Origin of the sequence: Leifsonia sp. NCR5, assembly GCF_002105485.1 — a bacterium.
Lineage (GTDB): Bacteria > Actinomycetota > Actinomycetes > Actinomycetales > Microbacteriaceae > Leifsonia.
Genome location: NZ_NCSR01000007.1, coordinates 1 through 26,278, shown reverse-complemented (window position 1 = coordinate 26,278; position 26,278 = coordinate 1). Strand labels below are relative to the sequence as shown.

Sequence of the window (26,278 nt, the reverse complement as noted above, 5' to 3'; positions counted from 1 at the left end):
GCACTCAATTATGAGTACAGTCAGAAATTGTGTCAAGTGGGGCCGGGTGGAGAGGGCTCGGGATGCCGCAGGTGATGTGGGCGTCCTGGCCCACCCGTCAGGCGGGGCAGCGCTCGGAAGGGATGGAATTGACTCTTTTCTGACCGATCGGCAGGACAGCTTCGTTGGCGATCTGGATGTCGGTGACCGCGCCGTTCATCACGGCGAAGACGATCCAGCCGCCCTGGTTGTCCGTCAGGCCGTAGTAGGTGACGAGGTCGTTGTACGTGCCCGTCTGCTGGATGTTCGGATACGCGGCGAGCAGTTCCTCGGCCGTGGAACTGATACCGATGCCCTCAGGCGTCTTCGGGGTATTCGCGTGGTCGTCGGCGCCGGTTCCGAAATTGCCGAACTCGATGGCCGCGGTCTGGTCGGAGCCGTCGGCTGCGCCCACGAACCTGAAGCGGAGGCCGTTGGGGGCGAGCAAGAACGCCAGTTCTGGGACACAGATCGGGTCGGTGGCGTCGGAGAACGCGGGGATGATCTGGTGCTGCGCCGCGAAAGGCGTCCCGAGACTGACCGGACCGACACCATCGAAACGGATGGTCCAGGTGGACGGATCTGCCGGATCGTCGACGGGCGCCACCGTGGTGGGCGTCGACGTCGGGGTCGGTGTCTCGGTCGGCGTCGGCGTCGGAGTGGGTGTCGGTGTCGGCGTCGCGGTCGCCACCGGGGCCGGGTCGAGAAGTCCGGTGCCGAGGGCGTATGCCACCGTGCCGCCGGAGATGCTGACGGCGAGCAGCACCAGGGCCACGATCAGCGCTGTGCGTTTGTGGGCGGTGCCTGGTTGCGTTGCGGCCGCGTGCGTGACGACCAGGTCGCGGATCGCGGCCTTGCGGCGCGGGTCGAAGGTGGGCTCGGTGCTCATCGCTCTCCTCCGTTCGTCGTAGTGGGGTTCGTCGTAGTGGGGTTCGTCGTGGTGGGTTCCGTCGCGGCGGGACTCGTGGCAGGTTCCGCCGCGGTGGGGTCCTGCTGCAGCAGTTCGGTGAGCCGGGTCTTCGCCCGGGAGAGGCGCGATTTGACCGTGCCCGGCGCAATGCCGAGCGCCGCGGCGGCGTCGGCCGTGCTCAGCTCCTCCAGCACGCACAGCGTCAGGATGTCCTGGTCGCGTCGCGGCAGCGTGGCCAGCGCACGGCGCAGTGCCGCACGGCGGGAGTCGCGGTCGATGCGCTCGTCCACGGCGTCCGCGTGATCCGGCGCGTGCTCGGGCGGTGGCAGCTGCTCCAGCCCGGTGCGGTAGCGGCGGGATGCGCGCGCATAGTTGCGGAACACGAAGTTCGTCATCACCAGCAGCCAGCCGATGACCGAATCGTTCACCTCGCGCATCGCATCCCTGCGGCGCCAGGCCTCCAGGAACACCACGGCCGTCACGTCCTCAGCGTCGTGGATAGACGCCGTCAGTCGCATGGCCTGGCGGAAGACACGATCGTGGTGCAGGTCGAACAGCTCCCCGAACGCGTCGGCGTCACCGCCCCGCACACGTTCGAGCACTGTCGGCTCGTCCAGTCGAATACCCCTCATATCTAAGTAGTGTCCGCGACGAACGCCGTGGTTCCCGACGCGCGCGGTCCGTCGACCAGTGCTGCCAGGTCTTCGACGTGGCGGAGCGAGGCGGCCGTCTCGCGGCTCGGGGCGTACTCCATGCCCCAGCGGCCCGAGTAGCCGAGGTCGCGGAGGAGACGGAACTGCGCCTGCCAGTCGATCGTCCCTGTGCCCGGTTCGTGCCGGCCGGGGGCATCGGCCACCTGCACGTGGCCGACCAGGGCGATGTCGTCGCCGACCACGGCCGCGAGATCCTCGCCCATGACGAGCGCGTGGTAGGCGTCGAGCAGGAGGCGCAGCTGCGGGGAGCCGACCTCGCGCACGATGTCGAGTCCCTCCCTCGTCGACCAGAGGTAGGTCCCGACGTGGTCGACACGCGAGTTCAACGGCTCCAGGAGCAGCGTGACCCCGCTGTCCCCGACGATCGCCGCCGCGCGCGAGAGGACGGAGACGACCGCATCGTGCTGGTCCTGCCGGGGCACCCCATCCAGCTCCTGGCCGGCCACCACCACGAGGTTGGGGGCGCCGAGCGCGATCGCGACCTCCAGCGAATCGCGCACCCCGTCGAGATACGGCTCGTGCGTGGACGGGTCGGTGAGCTGCAGCTGTGGGTCCACGATGAGCGACAGCAGCGTGACGCCGGTCTCGTCGAGCGCCGCCCGGATGGCCTCCACATCCTTGTCGCGCCATCCCCAGATCTCGACGGCGTCGAGACCGTGGGCCGCTGCTGCCCGGATGCGGTCGGCGGTCCAGTCGGCCGTTTCGGTGAACAGCCACTCCAGATTGGCGGCGATGGTGGTCACGGCGGTCTCCTGTCGGTGGGCGCGGCTCAGCGCGGTCGCTTCATCATTCCACCCGCTGGCGGAGGAACAGCGCTGCCCGGTCGAGCGCTTCCGCCGCCTCGTCCAGCACGCCGACGTACGCCTGGAACACGTGGGGCACGTCGGCGGTGACATCCAGGATGACGTCGACGCCGGCGTCGCGAGCGCGCTCGGCCAGGCGGACGGAGTCGTCCAGCAGGAGCTCGTTCGTCCCCACCTGCAGCAGCATCGGCGGCAGGCCGTGAAGGTCGGCGTGCACCGCGGGGGCGAGCAGCGGCTGAGCCGGGTCCTGGCCTGCGAGGTAGAGCTCGCCCGTGCGTCGCATCGCCTCGGCGGTGAAGAAGGGGTCCACGCCGTCCTTGGTGACCATGCTGCTCCCTGACCGGGTGTGGTCCAGGCCGGGGGAGAATGCGACGATCGCCGCCGGGAGCGGCAGGCCCGCATCCCGCGCGGCCAGGCAGGTGGTGACCGACAGTCCGCCGCCCGCCGAGTCGCCCACGAAGGCGATGGACGACGGCGGCGTGCCCTGGGAGAGGAGTTCCCGATATGCGGCGACACCGTCGTCGATGGCGGAGGGGAAGGGATGCTCGGGCGCCAGGCGGTAGTCCAACGAGAGCGCCCGCATCCCGGATCGGAGGACCAGCTGCGCCGTGATGCTCAGGGCGGTCGTCGGCGAACCGAGGATGAAGGAGCCGCCGTGGAAGTAGAGCAGAGTGCCCGGGCGCTGGTCCGCCTCCGGCTCGACCAGTACGGCTGCCCGGTCTGCGAGGCGGGTGGGGGTGGTGCGGATGCCGCCCGGCACGGGGAAGGAGCCCATGAGGGCGGCGAACTCGGCCCGCATCTGCTCGATCGTCGCCGGTGGCTGCGCCGGGGCGAGCCGCAGCTGCTCGGCGAGGTTCCTCCGTTGTTCCGTGCTCATGGTCTCTCCGATCGCGTAGATGTATGCCGAGGCATGTAGTCATTAGACTATATGCCGTGGCATACAAAAGCGCGAGCGACGACCTGGCCGGCTTCTTCGACGACCTCGTCCGCTCCGAGACGCGGTTGTACAACGCGGTCGACGACGCACTGCGCGCCGAGCACGGGATCGCCGCATCCCAGTTCGAGATGCTCCGCTACCTCGCGGCCAAGCCGGGCGCACGGGTGATCGACATCGCCGAGAACTTCGTCGCGGGGGTCGGCGCCATCAGCAAGGGGGTGGACCGCCTGGTGCAGCGCGGCCTGGCCCGGCGCCACCCGAACCCGTCGGACGGGAGGTCGTCGCTGGTCAGCCTCACCGAGGAGGGGGAGCGCCTGGTCGACGAGGCGGAGGCGGTGTTCCTTGCGCAGCTGGATGCCCTCATCCCGATCCCGCGGGAGCGGCGGGAGGCCGTCGCGGCGGTCCTGTCCGAGCTGCGCGCTTCGCTGGAGGCAGCGAAGGCCGGCATCCCGGTGGGGTGAGGTTCGGCGCTGGCCGCAGCCGTCGTCGTCGTCGTCGCTCAGGCGTACTCCGGCCGCCCTCCCACTCCGTACGTGAGGGCGACGATCCCGGTGCCGAACACCCGGGAGTCGAGCAGGTCGAGGGCGAAGTCGAGTCCGCGTTCCGGGAACAGGCGCTCGCCCTCGCCGACGATCACCGGGAACTGGATGAGGTTCAGCTCGTCCACCAGCTCGTTCTCGAGGAGCCAGCGGGCGAGCGCGGCGCTCCCCACCACGAGCAGCTCGCCGCCCGGCTGCGCCTTCAGCTCGCGCACGCGCTCGGCGACGTCGCCGGAGATGACGGTGGTCTTCTGCCAGGTGGGGTCGGACACCGTGCTGGAGACCAGGTACTTCGGCTTCGAGCTGATCGCGGCGCCGAAGCCGTCGTCGTCGCTGCGTGCGCCCCAGTATGTCTCGAACAGGCCGTAGGTCTTGCGGCCGAGGAGGAACGCATCCGGGCGTCGCCAGGTGTCGAGGATGTACTGCACCGCCTCGTCGTCGCCCAGCGGCAGCGCCCAGCCGCCGCGGGTGAAACCGGGGTCCATCTCCTCGTTGTTGCCGCCGTTCGCCTGGGCGACGCCGTCCAGAGTGACCTGCAGGCTGATCGTGAGTCTCATGTCGTGTTCCCTTCTCTCAGCTGGGGATGCGGTGGTCCCCACGGTAGTCTGCGATCGTGAGCGAGCTACCGCCTTCTCTGTTCGACGTGGACGACGCATCCCGTCCGCTCGCCGATCGGCTGCGCCCGCACACCCTGGCAGACGTGGTCGGCCAGGACCACCTGCTCGCCCAGGATGCGCCGATCGGGCGGATGGTCGCTGCGCAGCGACTCGTGTCGATGATCCTGTGGGGACCGCCCGGCTGCGGGAAGACCACCATCGCGCGCCTCCTCGCCGAGCAGACGAACCTGGCGTTCGAACCGCTCTCCGCCACGTTCTCCGGCGTCGCCGACCTCCGCAAGGTGTTCCAGGCCGCGCAGCGGCGGCGCGAGATCGGGCAGGGCACGCTGCTGTTCGTCGACGAGATCCACCGGTTCAACCGGGCGCAGCAGGACTCCTTCCTGCCGTACGTCGAAGACGGCACGATCGTGCTCGTCGGAGCGACCACCGAGAATCCCAGCTTCGAACTCAACGGCGCCCTCCTGTCCCGCTGCCAGGTGTTCGTGCTCAAACGCCTCGACGACGCGGCCCTCGGCATCCTCATCACGCGTGCGGAGGAACTGCTCGGCGCACCGCTGCCGCTCGACGACGACGCCCGGCAGGCCCTCATCGCGATGGCGGACGGCGACGGCCGCTACCTGCTGAACATGATCGAGCAGGTGCAGTCGCTCCCAGCACCCGTGGATTCGGCGGCGCTCGCGGCGGCCGTGCAGAAGCGCGCCCCGCTGTACGACAAGTCGCAGGAGGGGCACTACAACCTCATCTCCGCCCTCCACAAGTCGATGCGCGGCTCCGATCCGGACGCCGCTCTGTACTGGCTGGCCCGGATGCTCGCCGGCGGAGAGGACCCGCTGTTCATCGCCCGCCGGATCACCCGGTTCGCCACGGAAGACATCGGGATGGCCGACCCGAACGCGGTGCAGCAGGCGCTCGCCGCGTGGGACGTCTACGAACGCCTCGGCTCGCCGGAAGGCGAACTCGCGATCGCCCAGGCCGTGCTCTACCTGGCGACGGCGCCGAAGTCGATCGGCGTGTACCGCGGGTTCAGCAGGGCGAACGCCGCGGCGAAGCGCACGGGATCGCTGATGCCGCCCGCGCACATCCTGAACGCCCCCACCCGGATGATGAAAGACCTCGGCTACGGCAAGGGATATCAGTACGACCCGGACACCGAGACCGGCTTCTCCGGCGCGAACTACTTCCCGGACGACATGGCCCGCGAGACGTTCTACGAACCGACCGAGAACGGGTACGAACGCAACGTCGCGGAACGCCTCCGGCAGTGGGCGAAGCTCCGCGATCAGGGTGCAGGGGGCGGGAAGGCCGCCGCCGACGACTGACCGGATGCGGGAGAGCGAGATCGCGCACCGCTAGCCTTCATGCGTGGGCTTCTCTCTGCTGGGTCTGATCATGGCGCTCGCCGTGCTCGCTCCCAACCTGCTGCTGGTGTGGTTCCCGCCGCTCTCCCCGATGCCGGAGGCGCGCGTGCCCCGGCTGCTCGGGTGGCTGGAACGCGCGGGGCAGGCGCTCTGCCTGGTCGTCCCGCCGATCACCGAGCCCGGCGAGCTGGTCGGCTGGTGGGCGGTTCCCGCGCTCGCCGCGCTGTCGGGCTACTACGCCCTGTGGGCGCGGTACCTCGCAACGGGGCGAGCGGGGGAGACGCTCTACCGGCGCTGGTGGGTGATCCCGGTCCCGATGGCCGTGCTGCCCGTCGTGGTGTTCCTGAGCACGGCGGCCTGGCTCGGCAACCTCTGGATCGCCGCGGCGGCGCTGGTCCTCGCGGCCGGGCACATCCCGGCGTCGTTGATCATCGCCCGGCGAGTGCAGCCCGCCACAGGTCGTACAGTTCCTCGCTGACCTCCGGTGCGGCGACCAGCACGCCGCCGGTCGCGGGGAACACGGCTGGTTGCCCGTCCTCGCCGAGCACGACCGCCCCGGCCTCCGCCGCGATGAGGCAGGCGGCCAGGTGGTCGATCGGGCTGAACCGGTGGATGACCGCGCCGACCCCGCGCGCCGCCGCCGGCCCGAGCAGGGTGAGCGTGCCCGAACCCATCACTCGGAGGGTGCAGAACCGATCGGTGAGCGCCTGCGCGAGCTCGCGCATTCCCGTCCAGGCCTGATGCCCGGCCAGCTCGCTGCCGACCACGCCTCCCGAGAGGGAACCGCCGGGGGCGATGGCGATCGCTTCGCCGTCGCGACGAGCGCCGTCACCGGCGATGGCGTCGAACAGCGCGTTCTGCCACGGGTCGGCGACCACGCCGACGAGGGGCACGTCGTCCAGGGCGAGCGCGAGGGAGAACGCCGTCCACGGCACGCCGTTGGCGAGGTTGGTGGTGCCGTCGACCGGGTCGAGGTACCAGGTCGGGCGGCCGGGCGCAGACTCGCCGCCGTACTCCTCGCCGACGAACGCGTGATCCGGGTACCAGGCGGAGATCCGCTCGCGCACGTGCCGCTCGATCGACTGGTCGAGCTCGGTGACGAGGTCGGCCGGGTTCGCCTTGGTGGAGACCTCGGTGATCCTGCTCGTGCGGATCTGCTCGGCGGCCCAGGCCCCGAGCTCGCGGGCGCGGTCGCGGGCGTCGACGAGTTCGGCCGGGGTCATCGCGCCACCTCCGCACGGGAGGAGACGGGCTGCGACCGCATCGCCTGGAGCCGGTCGAGCCGGTTGGTGGTGACGGTGTCGACGCCGAGGGCGACGGCCGCCGCGAGGTCGGCCGGGTCGTCGATAGTCCACGCGGTGACGGTGAGGCCGAGGTCGTGGACCGCTCGGACGAAGGCGTCGCCGGCGATGGCGAAGGGGATGTTGATCGTCACGGGAGCGAGGCTCGCGATGTCGTCGGCGGTCGGTGCGACGGGCGCGGCCCAGGGGTACCAGATGCGCGCATCCCGGTCGAGGGAGCGGATGGTGCGCATCCCGTCGAGGTCGCCGCACCAGTCGACGGTGATCCCGGATGCCGCGACGACGGCGTGCGCGGGGGCGGCGAAACGCGCCTCCTCCATGTCGATCACCAGCCTGCTCTCCGCGTCGGCGAAGAGCGGCAGCAGCTCGGCGAGCAGGGGAGGCCGGTCGTCGGCCGCTCCGAAGGACGCGAGGTCGGCGGTCGGCACGTCGTCGATCGCGCGGTGATCGTTCCAGAGCCGTTCGAGCGTCGGATCGTGCAGCACGACCACGTCGCCGTCGGCGGTGAGCCGCACGTCGATCTCGACCACCTCTGCACGTTTGTCGAGAGCCGACCGCACGGCCCGGATGGTGTTCTCGCGGAAGACCGACGAGTCGCCGCGGTGGGCGCAGGCGCGCGGGGTCATGCGACCACCGCCTCTGCGCGCTCGACCAGACGGCCGTCCCTGTACAGGAGGGCGGACTCGACGGTGGCGAAGCCGACACTCCCCAGCTGCGGCGGCTGGCCGGTGACGTACGCGTTCAGCGTGATGTCGTCGCGGCGCAGCCGCAGCTCGTGGAAGTGACCGTGCGGCACCACCCGCTCGACCACGGCGCGCACCCCGCCGGGCACGGGCGCCTGCGTGAACACCACGTCCTCCGGCCGGATGCCGACGACGCCGGGGCCCTCCACGACGCGCGAGCCGTCGAACGAGCCGTCGAAGCGGTTGAGCGAGCCGATGAAGGTCGCGACGAACTCGGTCGCCGGGCGGGCGTAGAGTTCCGTCGGCGTCGAGAACTGCTCGATCCTGCCCGCGTTCATCACCGCGACCCTGTCCGAGATGGAGAGCGCCTCCTCCTGGTCGTGCGTGACGATGACCGTGGTGATCCCGAGCCGCTGCTGCAGGTCCCGGATGTCCTCGCGCACCTTCACGCGCAGCTTCGCGTCCAGGTTGCTGAGCGGCTCGTCGAGCAGCAGCACGTCCGGCTCCTGCACGAGAGCGCGCGCGAGGGCGACGCGCTGCTGCTCGCCGCCGGAGATGCGCGGAGGGCGCGAGTCCCGGTGGTGCAGCAGGTTGACCAGGGTCAGGATCGCATCCACCCGTTCCGCGATCTGCGCGCGCGACAGCGTGCGCAGCTTCAGCGGGTACGCCACGTTCTTCGCCACGGTCAGGTGCGGCCAGAGCGCGTAGTTCTGAAACACCATCGCGCTCGGCCGCTTGTCCGGCCCGAGCCGCGTGACGTCGCGGCCTGCCATCGTGATGCTGCCGGCGTCCGGAGCGAGGAACCCGGCGATCATCCGCAGCGTGGTGGTCTTGCCGCAGCCGGACGGACCGAGCAGGGAGACCAGTTCGCCGCTCTGCACGGTGAGGTCGAGGTCGTCGATGATGGTGCGGCCGCCCAGCGTCTTGCTGAGCCCGGACAGACGCAGGCCGTCTGCACCGGAGCCGACGGTCGCGGCGGAGGGGGAGGTCACGGAGTGCTCCTTGTTCGTGGGCCTGACGGTCATTTGAGTTGGAAGCCTTCGGCGAGCTGCCCGCCCATCACGTGCTTGCGCACGGTGAGCAGCAGCACGACGGAGGGGATGGCGAGGAGGATCGAGAAGACCGCGGCGACCTGCTTGGGGAAGTTGAGGACGAGGCTGTACATCTCGGTCGGCATGGTGAGGATGTCCGGTGCGCCGACCAGATACGTGCCCTGCGCCTCGTCGAACGCCGCGAGGAACGCCATCACGGCGCCGACCAGGATGCCGGGGAGCGCGAGACGCAGCGTGACGGTGAAGAACACGCGCGCCCGGGATGCTCCCGCGTCGCGCGCAGCCTCCTCCAGCGAGCGGGGGACGGCGGAGAACGCGGCGGCCGGGATCCACGTCATGAACACGATCGTCCCGAGCAGCTGCACCACCACGACGCCGGCGATCGTGTTCATCAGGCCGAGCGCGTAGTAGAGGGAGGCGAGGGTCGCGAACAGCCCCATCCGCGGGAACGCGTTCGTGGCGAACAGGCCGATCAGGAAGAGCCGGCGACCGGGGAACTCGAACCGCGCGAAGGCGTATGCGGCGGGCAGGCAGACCACGGCGGAGACGAGCACGACCACCGGCGTGATGAGCAGCGAGTTCTGGATGGACGAGCCGAGCGCCGGATCGCTGAACACCGTCGACCACCAGCGCAGCGTCCACGAGTCTGGAAGCAGGTGCGGGTACGTCCAGGTGTCCGCGAACGCGTGGGCGCCCAGCCAGAGCAGCGGACCGAGCACGAACACCAGCAGCACGATCGCGAACAGCGTGGCACCGGATGCGCGGAGCACGGCGGAGACGGCGCGCGGCATCAGATCCTCCCCTCGCGGCGGGCGCTGCGGAAGTTCGCCCAGACGTACAACGCGCCGATGCCCGCCGCGGCGAGGAAGACCACGAAGGCCATCACGAGCGACTGCTGCGGCTGGTTGTACGAGGTGAAGTAGCTGGCCAGGGCGACGCCGAGCATGGTCGGAGCGTTCGGGCCGGTGAAGTACGGGACCGTGTACGAGCCGATCACGCCGATGGCGGTGAAGGTGACGGCGATCACGATCGGGACGGCACTCATCGGCAGCAGGATGGTGCGCACGATGCGCACGGTGCCCGCTCCCGCATCCCTGGCCGCCTCGATCAGAGCGTCGGGAACGGACTGCAGCCCGGACACGATCATCAGCACGGCGAACGGAAGGGACGTCCACGCCGAGCCGATGACGATGGCGGTCGCCGTGTACGCCCACACCGGGCCGTCGACGCCGACCTGCGCGAGCAGGCTCCGGAGGAAGCCGTCGGCGGAGTAGAAGGTGAGAATGGCCCAGGAGGCGATGACCACGGGGATGAACAGCGGCACGATGGCGATGGCGGACAGGAACCGGGCGAGCCAGCCGCCGCGCAGCCGCAGGTACAGGCCGATGCCGCCGGCGAGGACGACGACGATCGCGGTGCTCGCGACGGTCACCCCGAGCGTCAGTCCGAGGTCCTGCCAGAACGCCTCGGTGGCGAATACATCGCCGTATGCGGCGAAGGTCGGCAGGACGCCGTCCGCGTGGTGCACGTTCTGGCCGACCGCCGCGATCACGGAGTTCAGGCCGCCCGTGAAGCCGACGCTGAACGCGAGGGCGAGCACCACGGGCACCCCGACGAACAGGGCGATCACCACCACGGGAGGCAGCGCGAGCAGGAAGCCGGTCACCGCGGACCGCCGCGCCGTGCTGGCGCTGCGGACCGCGGTGGTCGCCGCCGGGGCGGCGGTGACGGTGGCCATTACTTGCCGGGGACCTTCTGCGCCCACGCCTTGTTCATGTCGGCGGCGGTGGTGGCGAAGTATGCCGGGCGGAGGTTGGCGATGTCGGCGTTCTTGAACTGGTCCTGAACCGAGGACGGCAGCTTGTCGAGCGCGATCACCGGGTATCCGGAGATGCTGTCTGCGACGAGCGCCTGAGCATCCGGGGTGAGCAGCCAGGACACCAGCTTCTCTGCTCCCGCCTTGCGCGGGGTGGCGGAGGGGATGCCGAGGTAGCTGGCGCCGCCGGTCAGCGACGGGTCGGAGATCTGGGTGTACGCGATGTTCGCGGGGATCTGGCCGTTCTTGTGGCCGGTGACGAACTGGTCGCTCCACACCGGGGCGATCGAGATCTGGCCGCTGGAGAGGAGATCGAGCACCTGGTTGTTCCCGTTCGGGTACACGCCCTTCTGGTACACGTACGGGTTGAGGCTCGCGAGCGTCGCGAATCCCTTGTCCCAGTCGCCCTCGACCTCGGGCGCCGAGCCGGTGACCAGCTTGGTGCGGTCGGCGGCGGAGACGTTCTGGTCGAGCACGGTCGTGACGAACGACTGGCCGCTGCCTCCCGTGTCCGGGGAGTTGTACGTGAACTTGCCGGGGTTGGCCTTGATCCAGGCGAGCAGGTCGTCGAGCGTCTTCGGCGGGGTGGCGACGGTCTTGGTGTCGTACGCGAGCACGACACTGGAGCCGCGGTAGGGGATGCCGCCGTTGCCGCCGGCCGTGACGAGGTCCTTCGGAACGTCCTTCAGGCCGGGGACGTCGGTGCCGGAGACCTTCTCGAGCAGCCCGGATGCGGCGACCTGCGAGACGAAACCGGCGTCGACGAGGTCGTAGCCGGGGTCCTTCTTCTGGATGGTCGCCGCGGTGAGCTTGGCGACGGTCTGCTGGTCGTGCAGCCCGTGCAGGTCGAAGTCGACGGACACGCTGTATCCCGGATTGGCCTTCACGAACGCGGGGATGAGCGTCTTCTGCCAGAGATCCTGGATGTTGGTGTCTGCGCTGAGGAAGACGGTGAGCTTCTTGTCTGCGCCGTCGGTGGACGACGCGGCCGAGCTGCTCTGCGCGCAGCCGGCGAGGGCGAGCCCGATGGCAGCGACGGCTGCCACGGAGGCGATCAGGCGAGGGGTTTTCACGGAGCACTCCTGAGAGGGAAGGGGGTGGAGGGGCGTTCGTCCTGGTCGTCGGGGCGAACACTCGTCACGCTAATCGGGGGTGCACGTTCTTGGCGATAGTTGCGCAGCACCTTTCAAATGAGCGCCAGATACTGTTCATTCGGCGTTCATATGAGCGAAAATGAGCACGGCGAGACTGAGGTTCGCCCGCCACGAGAGAAGAGAACATGCTCACCCACCAGCGCGAAGCTGCCATCGTCGACCGCGTCCGCAGAGCAGGGAGCGCGACGGTGGACGAACTGTCGCAGCTCCTCGCGGTCAGCGGAACCACGATCCGCCGCGACCTCGAACGACTCGAGATCGCCGGCAGCCTGCGCAGGGTGCACGGGGGAGCGAAGCCGGCGGAGACGCCGGACGACGAGTATCCGGATCTCGACCCGGACGCCGGAGAGAAACTGGTCGTCGCCGCTGCGACGGCCGACCTGATCGGCGACGGCCAGGTGGTGCTCCTCGACATCGGCCACACCACGCTCGCCATCGCGCGGCAGCTGAAGGACCGTCCCGTCACCATCGTCACGAACAACCTGTGGATCCTGCGCGCGCTCGGTGACGATCCGACGTGCACGCTCATCCTGCTCGGCGGCGCGGTCGGCTCGAAGCCCGGTACCGTCTCCGGCCCGCTCACCGAGCAGATGCTGGCGTTGATCCACGCCGACGTCGCCGTCATCAGCAGCGGGGGCATCCGCCCGGACGGCTCGGTCGTCACCGACCTGAATCAGGAGGCGGGCATCAAAGACAGGATGCGCCGCGCGGCCGACCGCAGCATCCTGGTCGCCACGTCGCTCAAGTTCCCCGGGGAGGGTGTCTACCGCATCGCGTCCATCCGGGACTTCGAGTCGGTCGTCACGACGCCGGGGTCAGGCACGGCGACGCTGGAGGCGGCCGCCGAGCACGGCACGCGGATCGTGCTGGCCGAGTAGGCGGCGCCCGCGAACGGGCTCAGCCCTCGCGCAGGTAGGTGCCGAGCTTCGGTCCGGGGTTGAGCGCGCTGTTGACGATCCCCTGGATGGCGAACTCGCTCGCCCCGGCGAGGTCGACGGCGGTGGGGTCGAGCAGCCACTGCAGCTGGAGGCCGTCCATGACGGCCAGGATGGATGCGGCCGCCTTGTCGATCGTCTCCGGCTCCGTGAGGTTCTCCTGGGCGCAGAGGGCGCGGAAGGCAGCGTCGACTTCCTCTCTGAGCACGCGGTAGCGGTCCTGGAAGAACGCCTTCGCGGGGTGGTCGTCGGTGACGGACTCGGCGGAGAGCACGGTGTACACCTGCACGATGCCGGGCCGGAGAGCGTTGCGCTGCGCGGTCGCGACGAGGTGCGCGAACAGGGCGGGACCCCGGGGGACGTGGCGGTCCGGCAGCTGGGCGACGTCGTCCTTGTCGCGGAACTCGAGCACCTCGAGCAGCAGGTTCTGCTTGGAGCCGAAGTGGTGCAGGACGCCCGCGTGGGTGATGCCGACCTGCTCGGCGATGTCGGCGAGGGTGCCGTTCGTCGAACCCTTGGTTCCGAAGGTCTCGATCGCCGCGCGCAGGATCTCCTTGCGCTTGCGTTCCGTTTCCGGGCGTGGACTGGCACTGCCGCCGCTTGTTGCCATTCCTATCGCTTCCTTCTCGTGCTGGTTGCGAGCGAGCTTACCACTCAGTAACCTTGCCCCAACTTGCTTTCTGTCCAGTAAGCAAGTTATCGTCAGCGACATTCCACGCACCACAGGACACAACGGATGTGTCCGCCACGAAGGAGAAGCAATGAGGCTTAAGAAGTACTTGATCACGGCAACCGCGATCGCCGCGTTCAGCGCGATCGCGCTCACCGGCTGCTCATCCAGCGGCTCGTCCACCGCGAACGGCGGGAGCGGCGGCTCCCTCACGATCGCGAAGCCGGACGGCTCCGCAGTGCTCGCCACGCAGATCAACAACCCGTTCATCAGCACAGGCTCCGGCCAGTCCCTCGGATACAACCGGATGATCTTCGAGCCCCTGGCGATGGTCAACCCGGTCGGCAAGAACGAGACCACCCCGTGGCTCGCCTCGAAGGTCGAGTGGAACGCGGACTACACGCAGCTGACCGTCACGCCCCGCGCGGACGTGAAGTGGAGCGACGGCAAGCCGTTCACCGCGGACGACATCGTCTACACCTTCAACCTCATCAAGAGCACGCCGGCCCTCGACCTGGCCGGCCTGAAGCTCGCAGACGTCAAGAAGGACGGCGGCAACGTCGTGCTCAGCTTCACCGAGTCGAAGTTCGTCAAGCAGGGCGACGTGCTGCAAACCGCCATCGTTCCCGAGCACATCTGGAAGGGCATCGCAGACCCGACCAAGGATGCGGTCAAGGACGCCGTCGGCACCGGCCCGTACACGATCAAGACCTTCTCGTCGCAGGGCGTCGTGCTGAAGGCCCGCACCGACTACTGGGGCGGCAAGGTCCCCGTCGCCGAGCTGAAGTACCTCGAGTACAACGACAACACCGGCCTCCTCCGCGCACTGCAGAACGGCGAGACCGACTGGGCGCAGATCTTCATCACCGACTACCAGAAGAACTACGTCGACAAGGACAAGAAGCACAACGTGTTCTGGGGTGCGAACATCCTGAGCCCGGACATGATCGTGGTCAACACGACGAAGGCTCCGTTCGACAACGTGGCGTTCCGCAAGGCGGTCAACATGGTCGTCGACCGCACCGCGCACGCCGAGAAGGCGCGCAGCAACGCGGGTCCCGAGCTGAAGAGCGTGACCGGCATCCCGCAGCCGACGGGTGACCAGTACATCGCCCCCGAGTACAAGGACCAGAACTTCAAGATCGACGTCGACGGCGCCAAGAAGGTCCTCACCGACGCCGGTTACACCTGGAAGAGCGGCGCGCTGATCGACCCGTCCGGAAACCCGGTCTCCTTCACCCTGCAGGACCCGCAGGGCTGGAACGACTACGTCACGGGCATCCAGCTGGTGGCGACGCAGGTGAAGAACACGCTCGGTGCTGACGCCAAGGTGGCCACCCCGGACGCGGACACCTGGACCACCAACGTGGCGACGGGCAACTTCGACGCCGTGCTGCACTGGACGGGATCGGGATCGAACCCGTGGCACATCTACGACGACGTGATGAACGGCGCATACCTGGAGCAGGCAGCGGGCGGCAAGGTCGCTGACAACTTCGGCCGTTACAACAACCCGGAGGCGACCGCGCTGCTCAAGGAATACGCGCAGGCCTCGGACGACGCATCGCGCACCGCAGCCCTCAACAAGATCCAGAAGATCTTCGTCGAGGACGTGCCGGCCATCGCCATCGGAACGCACCCGCAGCTCGGCGAGTACAACACCCGCAAGTTCACCGGGTGGCCGAGCGAGTCCGACCAGTACGCGACGGCAGACCCCACGCAGCCCTGGGCTGTGCAGGTGGTCATGAAGCTGAAGCCGGCTGCCAAGTAGTCCCCAGCGCATCCGGGGCGGACGACGGACTCACCTCCCGAGTCCGCCCCGGATGCTTCGCGGCCAGCAAGAAAGCGACAAGCACATGACAGACAGCCTTCTTTCCGTGCGCGACTTTTCGGTCGTGTACGACGTCGATCCCCCTGTGCGGGCGGTCAAGAACGTCACCATCGACATCAAACGGGGCGAGATCGTCGGCCTCGCCGGGGAGAGCGGGTGCGGGAAGACCACGCTCGCATACGGCGTGCAGCGACTCCTCCGTCCGCCGGCGGTCATCACCGACGGAAGCGTCGTGTTCCACGACAAGAGCGGCGACGACATCGACATCAACGCCCTCGAGGTCGAGGAGATGCGCCGGTTCCGCTGGGACAAGATCTCGATGGTCTTCCAGGGAGCGATGAACGCCCTCAACCCGGTGGCGACCATCGGCGCCCAGCTCGAAGACGTGTTCATCGTGCACCGGCCGGAACTGAGCCGCGCCGAACGCAAGAAGGCCGTCGTCGAACTGCTGGAGATCGTCAAGGTGGGCGGTCAGCGGATGCGCTCGTACCCGCACGAGCTGTCCGGCGGCATGCGCCAGCGCGTGATGATCGCGATGGCGCTCGCCCTCCGGCCGCAGCTGATGGTGATGGACGAGCCGACGACCGCTCTGGATGTGCTCGTCCAGCGCGAGATCCTGCGGCAGATCTCCCAGCTCAGGCACGAGTTCGGTTTCTCCGTCGTCTTCATCACCCACGACCTCCCCCTCCTGCTGGAGATCAGCGACAGGATCGCGATCATGCGCGAGGGCGAGATCGTCGAGCTCGCGACCGCGGAGCGGATCTGGAACGACCCGCAGCACGAGTACACGAAGAACCTCCTGGCGTCGTTCCCGCGCCTGACCGGCGAGAGAGGAGTGGTCGCGCGATGACGACCCTCGAATTCAGGAACGTCACCAAGGTCTACAACGTCCGCGGTTCCGGACAGCTCAGAGCGCTCGACGACGTGAGCTTCACGCTGTCGTCGCACCAGACCATCGGCCTGGTCGGCCAGTCGGGGAGCGGCAAGTCCACGATCGCCAAGATCCTGACCCAGCTGGAGACCCCGACGAGCGGCGATGTACTGCTCGACGGCGTCCCGATCCCGCGGAGCGGACGGCGGCTGCGGAGCTACCGCCAGCAGCTGCGGATGGTGTTCCAGGACCCGTTCGCCTCGCTGAACCCGTCCCACTCGATCCGCCACCACATCGAGCGCCCGCTGCGACTCGACAACGTCGTCCCGCGCTCCGAGGTGGATGCGGAGGTGCGGAGGTTGCTGCTCCGCGTGCGCCTGGATGCTGACGCCGTGATCGACCGCCGCCCGCACGAGCTCTCGGGCGGTCAGCGGCAGCGCGTCGCCATCGCCAGGGCTCTGGCATCGCGCCCCGCCCTCCTGGTGGCGGACGAGCCGGTCTCGATGCTCGACGTGTCGATCCGCCTCGGCGTGCTCAACCTCCTCTCCGACCTGCAGAGGGAGGAAGGGCTCGGCGTCCTCTACATCACCCACGACCTGGCCACTGCTCGCCACTTCAGCGACGAGATCATGGTGCTCAACCAGGGCAGGGTCGTCGAACGCGGGACGGCGGACGACGTCATCCTCCGTCCGAGCGACCCGTACACGCGCGAACTGCGCGCCGCTTCGCCGGACCCGGAGAAGTTCTTCCGGGAACTGTCCGCCCAGAACTCGGGAGGTGCGCGATGAGCGCAGAGACCCAGACCCCCGTCGACAAGACCCCGGTCGACCCGACCCTCGTCGGCACGACCGCCGCCCGCACGGAGCGCAGCGGTCCGCGCATCCCGTGGCGGTTCATCGGCGGCCGGGTGGCGTTCTACCTGTTCACGCTGTGGGCAGCCATCACCGTCAACTTCTTCCTTCCGCGCATGATGAAGGGCGACGCGGTGTCGTCGTTCATGGCGCGCAGCCAGGGGCAGCTGACCCCGGAGGCGGAGAAAGCGCTGCGTGCGATGTTCGGCCTGGACACCTCCGTGCCGCTCTGGCAGCAGTACCTCGACTACTGGAACATGCTGCTGCACGGCAACCTGGGCGTCTCGATCTCCACGGGCATGGCGCCGGTGGGGGATGCGATCGCGTCCGCCCTGCCGTGGACCCTCGGACTGGTGGGCGTCGCCACGATCATCTCGTTCGTGATCGGCACCAGCCTCGGCGCGGTCATCGGGTGGAAGCGCGGCAGCGGCCTGGATGCGTTCGTGCCTGTCACGACGTTCCTCGGCACCATCCCGTACTTCTGGCTCGGCCTGATCTTCATCGCGATCTTCTCGACGACGCTCGGCTGGTTCCCCGCCGGGCACGCGTACGAGGTCGGTGTCGAACCCGGCTGGAACGCCGAGTTCATCTCGGAGGTGGTCTCGCACGCCGTGCTGCCGGTGGCGACCATCGTGGTCGTCTCGCTCGGCGGCTGGGTGCTCGGGATGCGCAACATGATGCTCACCGTGCTCGACGAGGACTACATCACGGTCGCGCAGGCCAAGGGGATGCCGAACCGCCGCGTGCTCTGGCGCTACGCCGCCCGGAACGCCGTGCTGCCGCAGATCCAGAGCTTCGCCCTCGCGCTCGGCTTCATCGTGGGCGGCACGCTCGTGATGGAGATGGTGTTCTCGTATCCCGGCATCGGGCTGTTGCTGCTCAACGCGACGAACGCCAAGGACTACGCGCTGATGCAGGGCATCTTCCTCGTCCTGGTGCTGGCGGTGCTGGTCGCGAACATCATCGCGGACATCGCATACGCCATCCTCGACCCGCGCACACGTCAGACGGAGGCCTGATCATGACCACCCCCGCAGAGAGAACATCCACGCTCGCGCAGCCGGTCGGCGTCGGAGCCCCGGAGACGGCGGCCGTCCTGGCAGGTCGTCCCCAGCAGGGCAGCGAGAGTCCGGAGAAGAAGACCTTCTGGTCGCAGCTGAAGCTGTCGCTGGCGATGTTCAGCAACCCGAAGTCCGCCACCGGGCTCATCATCCTCGGTGTGTTCGTGCTGGTCGCGATCTTCGCCCCGTTGATCGCCCCGTACGACCCCCAGGCGCAGAACCTGAGCGCGACACTTCAGCCGCCGTCGTTCCAGCACCTCCTCGGCACGACCCACATCGGCCAGGATGTGTTCAGCCAGCTCGTCTACGGCACCCGCGGCGTGCTCGTCGTCGGGTTCCTGGCCACGATCATGGCCACGATCGTCGCGATCGCGGTCGGCGTGACCGCCGGATACCTGCGCGGCTGGAAGAGTGAGGCGCTGTCGGCGCTGTCGAACGTGTTCCTCGTCATCCCCGGGCTGCCGCTGATGATCATCATCGCGTCGCAGTTCCAGGATCCGCCGCTCGTCGTCATCGCCGCAGTGCTCGGTCTCACCGGATGGGCGTGGGGAGCGCGCGTGCTGCGTGCGCAGACCATGTCGCTGAGGAACCGCGACTTCATCCAGGCGGCGCGGGCGAACGGCGAACCGCTGCACCGCATCATCCTGGTGGAGATGCTGCCGAACCTGCTGGCGCTCATCGCGTCCAGCTTCGTCGGCACGATGACCGCGGCGGTCCTCGGCCTGACGACGCTCGCGTTCATCGGCGTCATCCCGGTGTCGAACCTCAACTGGGGCACCATCCTGTTCTGGGCGCAGCAGAACAACGCCTTCCCCGACTACTGGTGGTGGTACGTCCCCGCCGGTCTGTGCATCGCCATCCTCGGGGTGGCCCTCTCTCTCGTCAACTTCGGCATCGACGAGTACGTCAACCCCCGGCTGCGCTCGGCCGGTGAGCGCGCTCGCGCCATGAAGCGGAAAGGTCTGAACATCAACGCCACCGTCACGGAGGTCCGCACCTCGCGGGGAACCACCTCGCCAGGAACCACCTCGGAAGGCACTGCCGAATGACATCGACCCTGACGGCAACAGAGGCACGGCCCTCCGGTTTCGTCCCGTACCGGGATCCATCGTTCACGACGGCGGAGCGGGTCGACGACCTGCTCAGCCGGATGACGGTGGAGGAGAAGATCGGGCAGATGCTGCAACTGGATGCGCGGGACGATCTGCAGGACCACATCCTGCGCCGCCGCGCCGGCTCCATCCTGCACACGTCGCCGGAACGCATCCTGGAGGCGAACAGGCTGACGGCGGAGACGCGGCTGCAGATCCCGCTCCTGGTCGGGGAGGACTGCATCCACGGCCACTCGTTCTGGCCGGGCGCGACGATCTACCCGACCCAGCTCGGCATGGCCGCGTCGTGGGACGCCGACCTGATCGAGCGCGTGGCCAGGGCCACTGCCGAAGAGGTGGCGGCGACCGGAGTGCACTGGACCTTCTCTCCCGTGCTGTGCATCGCCCGCGACCTGCGCTGGGGGCGGATCAGCGAGACGTTCGGCGAGGACCCGTACCTGATCGGCGAGCTGGCGAGCGCGATGGTCCGCGGCTACCAGGGCGACGGCCTCGACGACCCGACGGCGATCCTCGCGACGGCGAAGCACTTCGCCGGATACTCCGAGACGCAGGGCGGCCGCGACGCGAGCGAGGCGGACATCTCGCGGCGCAAGCTGCGCAGCTGGTTCCTTCCTCCGTTCGAGCGCGTGGCCCGCGAGGGCTGCCGCACCTTCATGCTCGGCTACCAGAGCACAGACGGCGTGCCGATCACGGTGAACGACTGGCTGCTCAGCGAGGTGCTCCGCGGCGAGTGGGGGTACACCGGAACGCTCATCACCGACTGGGACAACGTCGGTCGCATGGTCTGGGAGCAGAAGGTGCAGCCCGACTACGCGCACGCGGCGGCCGCCGCGGTGAAGGCCGGCAACGACATGATCATGACGACGCCGCTGTTCTACGAGGGCGCCCTCGAAGCCGTGGCGGCGGGGCTGCTCGCGGAGGACGACTTCGACGACGCCGTCGCGCGCATCCTGACCATCAAGTTCGATCTCGGACTCTTCGAGAACCCGCGCCTGCCGCAGGCCGAGCTCGACGCGGTGGTCGGCAGCGCAGAACACGCCGACCTCAACCTCGAGATCGCTCGCCGCTCCATCGTGCTGCTGGAGAACGACGGCACCCTTCCGCTGGCGTCGTCTGCGTCGTCTCCGCTCCGCGTCGCGCTCGTCGGACCGCTCGCCGACGATGCCCAGACGCAGCTCGGCGACTGGGCGGGAGGCTCCGGCCAGGCTGGGTGGCTCGACGGCCAGCCGCGCGAGATGATCACCACCGTGCTCGACGGGCTGAGCGCGATCGACGGCTGGACCGTCGAGCATGCTCGCGGGGCGGACATCCTGACCCTCGCGCCCGACCCGCTCGGCGCGACGTTCCCGGACGGGCAGCCCAGGCCGCCGCTGGTCGTGCCGTCGCAGCCGGACCAGCGGATGCTCGACGAAGCGGTCGCCGCCGCCGAGGCATCCGACGTGGTCGTCGCGGTCGTCGGCGACCGCATCGAACTCGTCGGCGAGGGCCGCTCGACGGCGACCCTCGAGCTGATCGGCGGCCAGAACGCGCTGCTCGACGCCATGATCGCGACGGGGAAGCCGGTGGTCGTGGTGCTCCTCGCCTCCAAGCCGCTCGTGCTTCCTCCGTCGGTCGCGCAGGCCGCGGCCGTGCTGTGGGCGGCCAACCCGGGGATGCTGGGCGGCCAGGCCATCGCCGAGATCATCGCAGGACAGGTGGAGCCGTCGGGGCGCCTCCCGATCTCCTTCGCCAGGCACGTCGGCCAGCAGCCCACGTACTACAACCAGCTCCGCGGCCAGCACGGCGACCGCTACGCCGACCTCACGCAGGCGCCGGCCTGGGTGTTCGGCGAAGGCCGCTCGTACACGACGGTCGAGTACGCGGACCTCACGGTCGCGCGCACGGAGGTCGGCCTCCAGGACGACATCGTCGCGGAGGTGACGGTGAGCAACACCGGGCAACGCCCCGTCCGCGAGACCGTGCAGCTGTACGTGCGCGACCTCGTCACGAGCGTGAGCTGGGCGGACAAGGAGCTGAAGGCATACCGGCACGTCGACCTCGCGCCGGGCGAGTCCGCGCGGGTGGGCATCCGGCTGCCCGTCGCCGAGTGCACGATCGTGGATGCTGCGGGGCTGCGCCGCGTCGAGCCCGGCGCGTTCGAGGTGCTCGTCGGCCCGTCGTCGCGGAACTCCGACCTGCTGGCCGCGGGGTTCGAGGTGCGCTGATCACGCGGCCACCGGACGACGGCGGCGTCCGGCTCCGCCCGCGTCCGGTGGCCCAGCTGGGCGTACCCTCGGGGAGATGAGGGGTGCGACTCGGGCTCACGGTGTGCGGCGCATCCTGGTCGCGTGCGGCGCGTCGGTGCTCGCCGTCGCCGCAGTGGTCGTCGCCCCGGCGGGCGGCCAGCAGTCGAGTTCGCTGGTCCTGCACCAGCTGGCCTCGCTCGAGGGCAGCGCGGTGGACGCCGTCATCTCCGAGCATCCCGACCAGATCCTCGAGCTGCTGAACTCGCTGCCCCGCCAGGCGGCGCGGGACTGGCCCGCATTGCCGGCGGCAGCGCGCAGCCGGCTGGAGCGCGACCTGCCCAGCCTGGTCGGAAACCTGGACGGCGTCTCGTACACGGTCCGCGACCGGGCCAACCGGCGCGCGCTGACCGAGCAGCTGGCCGCGGCCAGGGCTGCCGTCCGGACGCACCCGTCCGGGCAGGCGGGGCTGCTGAGCCTGGCGGCGTACACGGCGATCTCCGCCGCGCTGCACGCGAAGACCCACCCGTCGCGGCATCTGATCGAATTCGTTCCCGGCGTGCGCCCGACCGCGGCCATCGCGGTGGGGAACCCGGAGACGGCGTCGATGGTCACCTGGGCCGTTCCCGGCATGGGCACGTACGCCACCGACATGCAGCTGTGGGCGCTGGCCGCGCAGAACCTGTGGGGTTCGCAACGGGATGCTGCTGCTCCGGCCGATCACGCGGTCATCGCCTGGATGGGGTACGTCGTGCCGCCGGTCGGCATCGACGCAGCACTGGGCGAGTACGCGACGCGAGGGGCTCCGGAGCTCACCGAGGCGATCCAGGGTCTGGCCGCCTCCCGTTCCCACGATGCGCCCACCCTGAACGTGGTGGCGCACTCCTACGGCACGACGATGGCAGCGGACGCCCTGGCAGACACACCGCTCGGAGTGAGCACCTTCGTGATGCTCGGATCCGCCGGGGTCGAGGAGCGCATCCCCACCGCAGCCGCCCTGCACGCGGGAGCGGTGTTCGCCGGAGAGGCGGCAGCAGACGCGGAGGCCGGGCTCGGCAGGGCGAGCCGCTCCGACCCTCGCTCGCCGGGGTTCGGCGCCCACGTGCTCCCCGTCGACGGCGACCGGGCGGCCGGGCTGGCTGCCGTCACCGGCCATGCGCCGATCCTGCACTCCGCGTACAACGACGACATCCGGTCCGCCGTGTGGACGGCGATCCCCGCCCCGCAGGACAGGCAGAAGGCCTTCCTGGCGCACCTGGCCGAGCACGGCTACCTCGACGTGGGGACGCAGTCCCTCCGCGAGGTCGGCCTGGTGACCGCGGTCGCTCGTGCGCCGATCCCTGCGCCCGGCGGTACTCTCGCAGGGTGGGAAGGACCACCATGACGTTCACCGCACTGCACGACCAGGACATTCCGCTGCTGCTGCCGAACGCGTGGGACGTCGGCTCGGCGCTCGCCTTCGTCGCTGCGGGCTTCCCCGCGGTGGGCACGACGAGCTTCGGGGTCAACGCATCCACCGGCCGGCCGGACGCCGGGGGCGCGAGCAGGGATGCGACCGTCGCGCTGGTCGGGATGCTCACCATCCTGCCCGTGCACATCTCCGCGGACATCGAGGACGGCTACAGCGACGACCCCGCCGAGGTGGCCGACTTCGTGGCAGGGCTCGGCGTCGCCGGGGTGAACCTCGAGGACTCGGCGGACGGGCGACTCGTCGACCCCGGCATCCCCGCGGCGAAGATCGCGGCGATCCGGCGCGCGGCCCCCCACGTGTTCGTCAACGCCAGGATCGACTCGTACTGGTTCCACGAAGACGACACGGTCGCGGCCGTCGTCGAGCGGGCGAAGACGTACGCCGACGCGGGTGCCAACGGGATCTTCGTGCCGGGCGCCTCCGACCCGGCGACCATCGAACAGCTGGCCGCCGCCATCCCGCTCCCGCTCAACGTGCTCGTCACGCCGGGTCTGTCGCTGGCGAGGCTGGGGGAGCTCGGCGTGCGCAGGGTGAGCACTGGGTCGCTGCCGTACCGCGTGGCGATCGACGCGGCCGTGGAGGTCGCTGCGGCCGTCCGGGACGGGCGCGCGGTGCCGTCGGCGACGTCGTACGCAGAGTCGCAGCAGCGGCTGCTGGACTTCGCGGCGCTGCGGAGAGCGTGAGCGGGAGCTTCCTTCTTGGCCCGGTGGACTACCCGCGTGTAGCCGGCACCAGCCGGCCGTTCTCCCGGCGCGGGAGGTGCAGTGGGTTCGCGTCGTGGAGTTCGGCCGGCAGCACGCTCTCCGGGGCGTTCTGGTAGGCGACCGGGGTGAGGAAGCGGCGGAGCGAACTGGCGCCGACCGAGCTGTGCAGCGAGCCCGTCGTGGCCGGCCACGCTCCGCCGTGGTGCTGGGCCCATCCCGTCGCGACACCGGTTGGCCAGCCGTCGAAGACCAGCCTTCCGCACCGGGGCGACAGGATCGCGGCGAGCCAGGTCACGTCCTCGTCCGGCGCCGAGCGGATGGTCGCCGTCAGCGAGGCGGGCAGGTGGCCGAGCGCGGGGAGCAGGTCGTCGCCGGCGGTGTACTCGACCACGACGGTCAGGGGGCCGAAGCACTCGGCGAGCAGCGCATCCGGGTCGGCGAGGAACGCCGCGATGTCCGCCGTCACCACGGCGGGGCGCGCGTCCGCGTCTCCTGGCCCGCGGGAGACCGCGAGGTCGTCGCGCCGGGAGAGCGCGGACACCCGCTGCTCCAACGCGCTCGTCATGCCGTCGGTGAGCAGCGGATGCGCGGGAGCCGACGCGAGTTCGCTCGCCACCGCTGCGGCGAAGCCGTGCCCGGCCGGGACGAACACCAGGCCAGGCTTGGTGCAGAACTGCCCGGCGTCCCTGGTCACCACCTCCACCAGCCCGGCGGCGAGGGAGGCGGCGTCGGCGCTCGCCGCGGCGGCGGTGATGACGACCGGGTTGATGCTGCCCAGTTCGCCGTAGAACGGGATGGGCTGCTGACGCGACGCCGCCACCTCGAAGAGGGCTCTGCCCCCGCGCTCGGAACCCGTGAACGCCACCGCGGTGACGAGCGGGTGACGGACGAGTTCGACTCCGGCCTCCATGCCCTCCACGAGGGTGATGGCATCGGGGTGGATGCCCGCGGCGGCCAGCGCCTCCCTTGCCAGCTCCGCGGTGCGGCGGGAGAGCACCGGGTGCCCCGGATGCGCTTTGACCACCACGGGACACCCCGCCGCGATGGTGGACGCGGTGTCGTTGCCGAGCACCGAGAACGCGAACGGGAAGTTGGAGGCGGTGAACACGGCCACGACGCCGAGCGGGCGCAGCATGCGCCGCAGGTCGGGGCGCGGAGGAACCGTGGACCGGTCGGCGCGGTCGACCGCCGCTTCGAGATAGCCGCCCTCCTCGATCACCTCGGCGAAGAAGCGCAGCTGGTTCGCGGTGCGCGTGACCTCGCCGGAGAGGCGGCCGGGCGTCAGGTGCGTCTCGGCCGCGGCGATGGCGACGAGTTCGGCGCTCGCTCGCTCCAGCGCGGCGGCCAAGGCGACGAGGGCGGCGGCGCGCTCCGAGCGGGTGGTGGCGGTGAAGCCGGACGCGGCCGCGGCGGCGACCGCCTCCTCCACGGGGGTCGGTCCTGGCATCAGAACGCCGAGAGCCCGGTGAGCGAGCGGCCGATGACGAGCGTGTGGATGTCGTCCGTGCCCTCGTAGGTCCTCACCGACTCCAGGTTGGCCATGTGCCGCATCACCGGGAACGCGCTCGTGACACCGTCACCGCCCAGGATCGTCCGGGCGCTGTGCGCGATGGTCAGCGCCTCGCGCACGTTGTTCAGTTTGCCGACGCTGATCTGCACGGGTGTGATGGCTCCCCGCTCCTCCAGGCGACCCAGGTGCAGGGCGAGCAGCATGCCCTTCTCGTACTCGACCAGCATGTCGGCGAGGCGCTGCTGGATGAGCTGCTTCGAGCCGATCGGTGAGCCGAACACCTCGCGAGACGTCGCGCGCTCGACAGCGACCTCGATGCAGCTGCGGGCGGCGCCCATCGCGCCCCAGACGATGCCGAACCGCGCCTCGTTGAGGCACGTGAACGGTGCGGACAGTCCGACCGCATCCGGCAGCTGCGCCGAGGCGGGGACACGGCACGCGTCGAGGTCGATCTCGTACTGCACGGAGGTGCGCATGGAGAGCTTGTCGTCGATGATCGTGGCGGTGAAGCCGGGGGAGGCGGTGTCGACGACGAAGCCCCGGATGCCGTCGTCGGTGCGCGCCCACACCACGGCGACGTCCGCGACGCCCGCCAGGCCGATCCAGCGTTTGCGCCCGCTGATCAGCCAGTCGTCGCCGTCCCTGGTGGCTGTGGTGGTCATCGCGGCGGGGTCGCTTCCGCCCTGCGGCTCTGTGAGCGCGAAGCAGCCGATCAGCTCGCCGCGGGCCATCGCGGGAAGGAGGGCCTTCTGATCGGACGAGCCGAACCGCGAGATGGCGGTCATGGCGAGCGAACCCTGCACGGACACGAACGTGCGCCACCCGCTGTCGACGGCCTCCAGCTCGTGGCAGACCAGGCCGTAGCTGACGGCTCCGGCCCCGGCGCAGCCATCGTCGGGGAGGTGCATGCCGAGGAACCCGGCGGCGCCGAACTCGGCGATGAGTTCGCGGCGGAAGTGCCGGTTCTCGAAGTCCTCGTCGACCACCGGGAGCAGGCGCTCGCGGGCGAACGTGCGCGCGCGCTCCTGCCAGCCCAGCTCCTCGGCGGTGAGGAGGGGTGCGAGGTCGAAGGTGTCGGAGAGGGCTGTCATCGGGGTTCCTGTCGGTGGGTGCGGGGGTCGTCGTCGGGTGTGGAGTGG

The 26,278-nt window shown here is 69.7% G+C and carries 26 protein-coding genes; 12 read left to right on the top strand and 14 right to left on the bottom strand.

Translation table 11 applies throughout. The features are described 5' to 3' along the window. Positions 1 to 97: 97 nt before the first annotated feature. Genes B7438_RS07750 through B7438_RS07735 form a run of 4 tightly spaced genes read right to left on the bottom strand, consistent with a single transcriptional unit; the run spans position 98 to position 3,321 of the window. Positions 98 to 907: a hypothetical protein gene (locus B7438_RS07750; protein ID WP_085368977.1), complete on the bottom strand. Its 810-nt coding sequence runs from the start codon at positions 905 to 907 to the stop codon at positions 98 to 100. Beyond that, complete coding sequence (locus tag B7438_RS07745; RefSeq protein WP_085368976.1) at positions 904 to 1,530, bottom strand: RNA polymerase sigma factor; 627 nt, start codon at positions 1,528 to 1,530, stop codon at positions 904 to 906. Before B7438_RS07745 ends, B7438_RS07750 begins: the two co-directional genes overlap by 4 nt. A gap of 32 nt (positions 1,531 to 1,562) precedes the next feature. Further along, entirely contained in the window at positions 1,563 to 2,384 is an 822-nt protein-coding gene (locus B7438_RS07740; protein ID WP_218775150.1) for a hydroxypyruvate isomerase family protein, read from the bottom strand. A gap of 43 nt (positions 2,385 to 2,427) precedes the next feature. Further along, on the bottom strand, positions 2,428 to 3,321 hold the full coding sequence (locus tag B7438_RS07735; protein ID WP_085368975.1) for an alpha/beta hydrolase: 894 nt from the start codon (positions 3,319 to 3,321) through the stop codon (positions 2,428 to 2,430). Between the two features lie 56 nt (positions 3,322 to 3,377). Between B7438_RS07735 and B7438_RS07730 the strand changes: the two genes are divergently transcribed. Then, positions 3,378 to 3,842 (top strand): MarR family winged helix-turn-helix transcriptional regulator, encoded by a 465-nt coding sequence (locus B7438_RS07730; RefSeq protein WP_085368974.1) that lies wholly within the window; start codon positions 3,378 to 3,380, stop codon positions 3,840 to 3,842. A 38-nt stretch (positions 3,843 to 3,880) separates the two neighbouring features. Here the strand turns inward: B7438_RS07730 and B7438_RS07725 are convergent, their stop codons facing one another. Continuing rightward, positions 3,881 to 4,477, bottom strand: a complete 597-nt coding sequence (locus tag B7438_RS07725) for a dihydrofolate reductase family protein (RefSeq protein ID WP_085368973.1) — start codon at positions 4,475 to 4,477, stop codon at positions 3,881 to 3,883. A 56-nt stretch (positions 4,478 to 4,533) separates the two neighbouring features. Between B7438_RS07725 and B7438_RS07720 the strand changes: the two genes are divergently transcribed. Continuing rightward, the gene (locus B7438_RS07720; RefSeq protein ID WP_179150756.1) at positions 4,534 to 5,856 is read left to right on the top strand and encodes a replication-associated recombination protein A; all 1,323 of its coding nucleotides are present in this window, start codon (positions 4,534 to 4,536) and stop codon (positions 5,854 to 5,856) included. A gap of 43 nt (positions 5,857 to 5,899) precedes the next feature. Continuing rightward, positions 5,900 to 6,373, top strand: a complete 474-nt coding sequence (locus B7438_RS07715) for a hypothetical protein (RefSeq protein ID WP_085368971.1) — start codon at positions 5,900 to 5,902, stop codon at positions 6,371 to 6,373. Here the strand turns inward: B7438_RS07715 and B7438_RS07710 are convergent. The 6 genes from B7438_RS07710 to B7438_RS07685 are packed head-to-tail and all read right to left on the bottom strand — an operon-like array spanning position 6,324 to position 11,820. After that, complete coding sequence (locus B7438_RS07710; protein ID WP_085368970.1) at positions 6,324 to 7,118, bottom strand: inositol monophosphatase; 795 nt, start codon at positions 7,116 to 7,118, stop codon at positions 6,324 to 6,326. The two genes, B7438_RS07715 and B7438_RS07710, sit on opposite strands and share 50 nt — an antisense overlap. Further along, entirely contained in the window at positions 7,115 to 7,822 is a 708-nt protein-coding gene (locus B7438_RS07705) for a glycerophosphodiester phosphodiesterase (RefSeq protein WP_085368969.1), read from the bottom strand. Before B7438_RS07705 ends, B7438_RS07710 begins: the two co-directional genes overlap by 4 nt. Further along, positions 7,819 to 8,871: an ABC transporter ATP-binding protein gene (locus B7438_RS07700; protein WP_256921915.1), complete on the bottom strand. Its 1,053-nt coding sequence runs from the start codon at positions 8,869 to 8,871 to the stop codon at positions 7,819 to 7,821. The genes B7438_RS07705 and B7438_RS07700 overlap by 4 nt, the downstream gene beginning before the upstream one ends. A 29-nt stretch (positions 8,872 to 8,900) precedes the next feature. Beyond that, positions 8,901 to 9,722, bottom strand: a complete 822-nt coding sequence (locus tag B7438_RS07695; protein ID WP_085368967.1) for an ABC transporter permease — start codon at positions 9,720 to 9,722, stop codon at positions 8,901 to 8,903. Beyond that, on the bottom strand, positions 9,722 to 10,669 hold the full coding sequence (locus tag B7438_RS07690) for an ABC transporter permease (protein ID WP_085368966.1): 948 nt from the start codon (positions 10,667 to 10,669) through the stop codon (positions 9,722 to 9,724). The genes B7438_RS07695 and B7438_RS07690 overlap by 1 nt, the downstream gene beginning before the upstream one ends. Then, positions 10,669 to 11,820 (bottom strand): extracellular solute-binding protein, encoded by a 1,152-nt coding sequence (locus tag B7438_RS07685; RefSeq protein ID WP_085368965.1) that lies wholly within the window; start codon positions 11,818 to 11,820, stop codon positions 10,669 to 10,671. Before B7438_RS07685 ends, B7438_RS07690 begins: the two co-directional genes overlap by 1 nt. 206 nt (positions 11,821 to 12,026) lie before the next feature. On the opposite strand from B7438_RS07685, the gene B7438_RS07680 reads away from it, so the two are divergent. Then, the gene (locus tag B7438_RS07680; RefSeq protein ID WP_085368964.1) at positions 12,027 to 12,779 is read left to right on the top strand and encodes a DeoR/GlpR family DNA-binding transcription regulator; all 753 of its coding nucleotides are present in this window, start codon (positions 12,027 to 12,029) and stop codon (positions 12,777 to 12,779) included. Positions 12,780 to 12,798: 19 nt separating this feature from the next. On the opposite strand, the gene B7438_RS07675 is transcribed toward B7438_RS07680, so the two are convergent. Beyond that, positions 12,799 to 13,446, bottom strand: coding sequence for a TetR/AcrR family transcriptional regulator (locus tag B7438_RS07675; RefSeq protein ID WP_085368963.1), 648 nt, complete (start codon positions 13,444 to 13,446; stop codon positions 12,799 to 12,801). A gap of 151 nt (positions 13,447 to 13,597) precedes the next feature. On the opposite strand from B7438_RS07675, the gene B7438_RS07670 reads away from it, so the two are divergent. The 8 genes from B7438_RS07670 to B7438_RS07635 all read left to right on the top strand — a co-directional run bounded on the left by B7438_RS07670 (position 13,598) and on the right by B7438_RS07635 (position 23,608). Continuing rightward, positions 13,598 to 15,277, top strand: a complete 1,680-nt coding sequence (locus B7438_RS07670) for an ABC transporter substrate-binding protein (RefSeq protein ID WP_085368962.1) — start codon at positions 13,598 to 13,600, stop codon at positions 15,275 to 15,277. Between the two features lie 85 nt (positions 15,278 to 15,362). Then, positions 15,363 to 16,187, top strand: coding sequence for an ABC transporter ATP-binding protein (locus tag B7438_RS07665; RefSeq protein WP_085368961.1), 825 nt, complete (start codon positions 15,363 to 15,365; stop codon positions 16,185 to 16,187). Then, positions 16,184 to 16,996 (top strand): ABC transporter ATP-binding protein, encoded by an 813-nt coding sequence (locus B7438_RS07660; RefSeq protein WP_085368960.1) that lies wholly within the window; start codon positions 16,184 to 16,186, stop codon positions 16,994 to 16,996. The genes B7438_RS07665 and B7438_RS07660 overlap by 4 nt, the downstream gene beginning before the upstream one ends. Then, positions 16,993 to 18,078 carry an ABC transporter permease gene (locus tag B7438_RS07655; protein WP_085368959.1) on the top strand — a complete coding sequence of 362 codons (1,086 nt, stop codon included), beginning with the start codon at positions 16,993 to 16,995 and terminating at the stop codon, positions 18,076 to 18,078. The genes B7438_RS07660 and B7438_RS07655 overlap by 4 nt, the downstream gene beginning before the upstream one ends. Before the next feature lie 2 nt (positions 18,079 to 18,080). Continuing rightward, a complete protein-coding gene (locus tag B7438_RS07650) occupies positions 18,081 to 19,169 on the top strand; it encodes an ABC transporter permease (protein WP_085368958.1) in 1,089 nt (362 codons plus the stop codon). Beyond that, on the top strand, positions 19,166 to 21,436 hold the full coding sequence (locus B7438_RS07645; RefSeq protein ID WP_085368957.1) for a glycoside hydrolase family 3 N-terminal domain-containing protein: 2,271 nt from the start codon (positions 19,166 to 19,168) through the stop codon (positions 21,434 to 21,436). The genes B7438_RS07650 and B7438_RS07645 overlap by 4 nt, the downstream gene beginning before the upstream one ends. Before the next feature lie 76 nt (positions 21,437 to 21,512). Then, the gene (locus B7438_RS07640; protein ID WP_085368956.1) at positions 21,513 to 22,838 is read left to right on the top strand and encodes an alpha/beta hydrolase; all 1,326 of its coding nucleotides are present in this window, start codon (positions 21,513 to 21,515) and stop codon (positions 22,836 to 22,838) included. After that, positions 22,835 to 23,608: an isocitrate lyase/phosphoenolpyruvate mutase family protein gene (locus tag B7438_RS07635; protein WP_085368955.1), complete on the top strand. Its 774-nt coding sequence runs from the start codon at positions 22,835 to 22,837 to the stop codon at positions 23,606 to 23,608. Before B7438_RS07640 ends, B7438_RS07635 begins: the two co-directional genes overlap by 4 nt. A gap of 28 nt (positions 23,609 to 23,636) precedes the next feature. Here B7438_RS07635 and B7438_RS07630 read toward each other — a convergent pair whose 3' ends face one another. Then, on the bottom strand, positions 23,637 to 25,076 hold the full coding sequence (locus B7438_RS07630; protein WP_085368954.1) for an aldehyde dehydrogenase family protein: 1,440 nt from the start codon (positions 25,074 to 25,076) through the stop codon (positions 23,637 to 23,639). Beyond that, positions 25,076 to 26,230 (bottom strand): acyl-CoA dehydrogenase family protein, encoded by a 1,155-nt coding sequence (locus tag B7438_RS07625; RefSeq protein ID WP_085368953.1) that lies wholly within the window; start codon positions 26,228 to 26,230, stop codon positions 25,076 to 25,078. The genes B7438_RS07630 and B7438_RS07625 overlap by 1 nt, the downstream gene beginning before the upstream one ends. Positions 26,231 to 26,278: the final 48 nt, after the last annotated feature.

Coding starts and splice junctions, on each gene's coding strand:
- B7438_RS07750 (WP_085368977.1), bottom strand. CDS start 907: ATGAGCACCGAGCCCACCTTCGACCCGCGCCGCAAGGCCGCGATCCGC.
- B7438_RS07735 (WP_085368975.1), bottom strand. CDS start 3,321: ATGAGCACGGAACAACGGAGGAACCTCGCCGAGCAGCTGCGGCTCGCC.
- B7438_RS07725 (WP_085368973.1), bottom strand. CDS start 4,477: ATGAGACTCACGATCAGCCTGCAGGTCACTCTGGACGGCGTCGCCCAG.
- B7438_RS07710 (WP_085368970.1), bottom strand. CDS start 7,118: ATGACCCCGGCCGAACTCGTCGACGCCCGCGACCGCGCCCGCGAGCTC.
- B7438_RS07705 (WP_085368969.1), bottom strand. CDS start 7,822: ATGACCCCGCGCGCCTGCGCCCACCGCGGCGACTCGTCGGTCTTCCGC.
- B7438_RS07695 (WP_085368967.1), bottom strand. CDS start 9,722: ATGCCGCGCGCCGTCTCCGCCGTGCTCCGCGCATCCGGTGCCACGCTG.
- B7438_RS07690 (WP_085368966.1), bottom strand. CDS start 10,669: ATGGCCACCGTCACCGCCGCCCCGGCGGCGACCACCGCGGTCCGCAGC.
- B7438_RS07680 (WP_085368964.1), top strand. CDS start 12,027: ATGCTCACCCACCAGCGCGAAGCTGCCATCGTCGACCGCGTCCGCAGA.
- B7438_RS07675 (WP_085368963.1), bottom strand. CDS start 13,446: ATGGCAACAAGCGGCGGCAGTGCCAGTCCACGCCCGGAAACGGAACGC.
- B7438_RS07670 (WP_085368962.1), top strand. CDS start 13,598: ATGAGGCTTAAGAAGTACTTGATCACGGCAACCGCGATCGCCGCGTTC.
- B7438_RS07665 (WP_085368961.1), top strand. CDS start 15,363: ATGACAGACAGCCTTCTTTCCGTGCGCGACTTTTCGGTCGTGTACGAC.
- B7438_RS07660 (WP_085368960.1), top strand. CDS start 16,184: ATGACGACCCTCGAATTCAGGAACGTCACCAAGGTCTACAACGTCCGC.
- B7438_RS07655 (WP_085368959.1), top strand. CDS start 16,993: ATGAGCGCAGAGACCCAGACCCCCGTCGACAAGACCCCGGTCGACCCG.
- B7438_RS07650 (WP_085368958.1), top strand. CDS start 18,081: ATGACCACCCCCGCAGAGAGAACATCCACGCTCGCGCAGCCGGTCGGC.
- B7438_RS07645 (WP_085368957.1), top strand. CDS start 19,166: ATGACATCGACCCTGACGGCAACAGAGGCACGGCCCTCCGGTTTCGTC.
- B7438_RS07640 (WP_085368956.1), top strand. CDS start 21,513: ATGAGGGGTGCGACTCGGGCTCACGGTGTGCGGCGCATCCTGGTCGCG.
- B7438_RS07635 (WP_085368955.1), top strand. CDS start 22,835: ATGACGTTCACCGCACTGCACGACCAGGACATTCCGCTGCTGCTGCCG.
- B7438_RS07630 (WP_085368954.1), bottom strand. CDS start 25,076: ATGCCAGGACCGACCCCCGTGGAGGAGGCGGTCGCCGCCGCGGCCGCG.
- B7438_RS07625 (WP_085368953.1), bottom strand. CDS start 26,230: ATGACAGCCCTCTCCGACACCTTCGACCTCGCACCCCTCCTCACCGCC.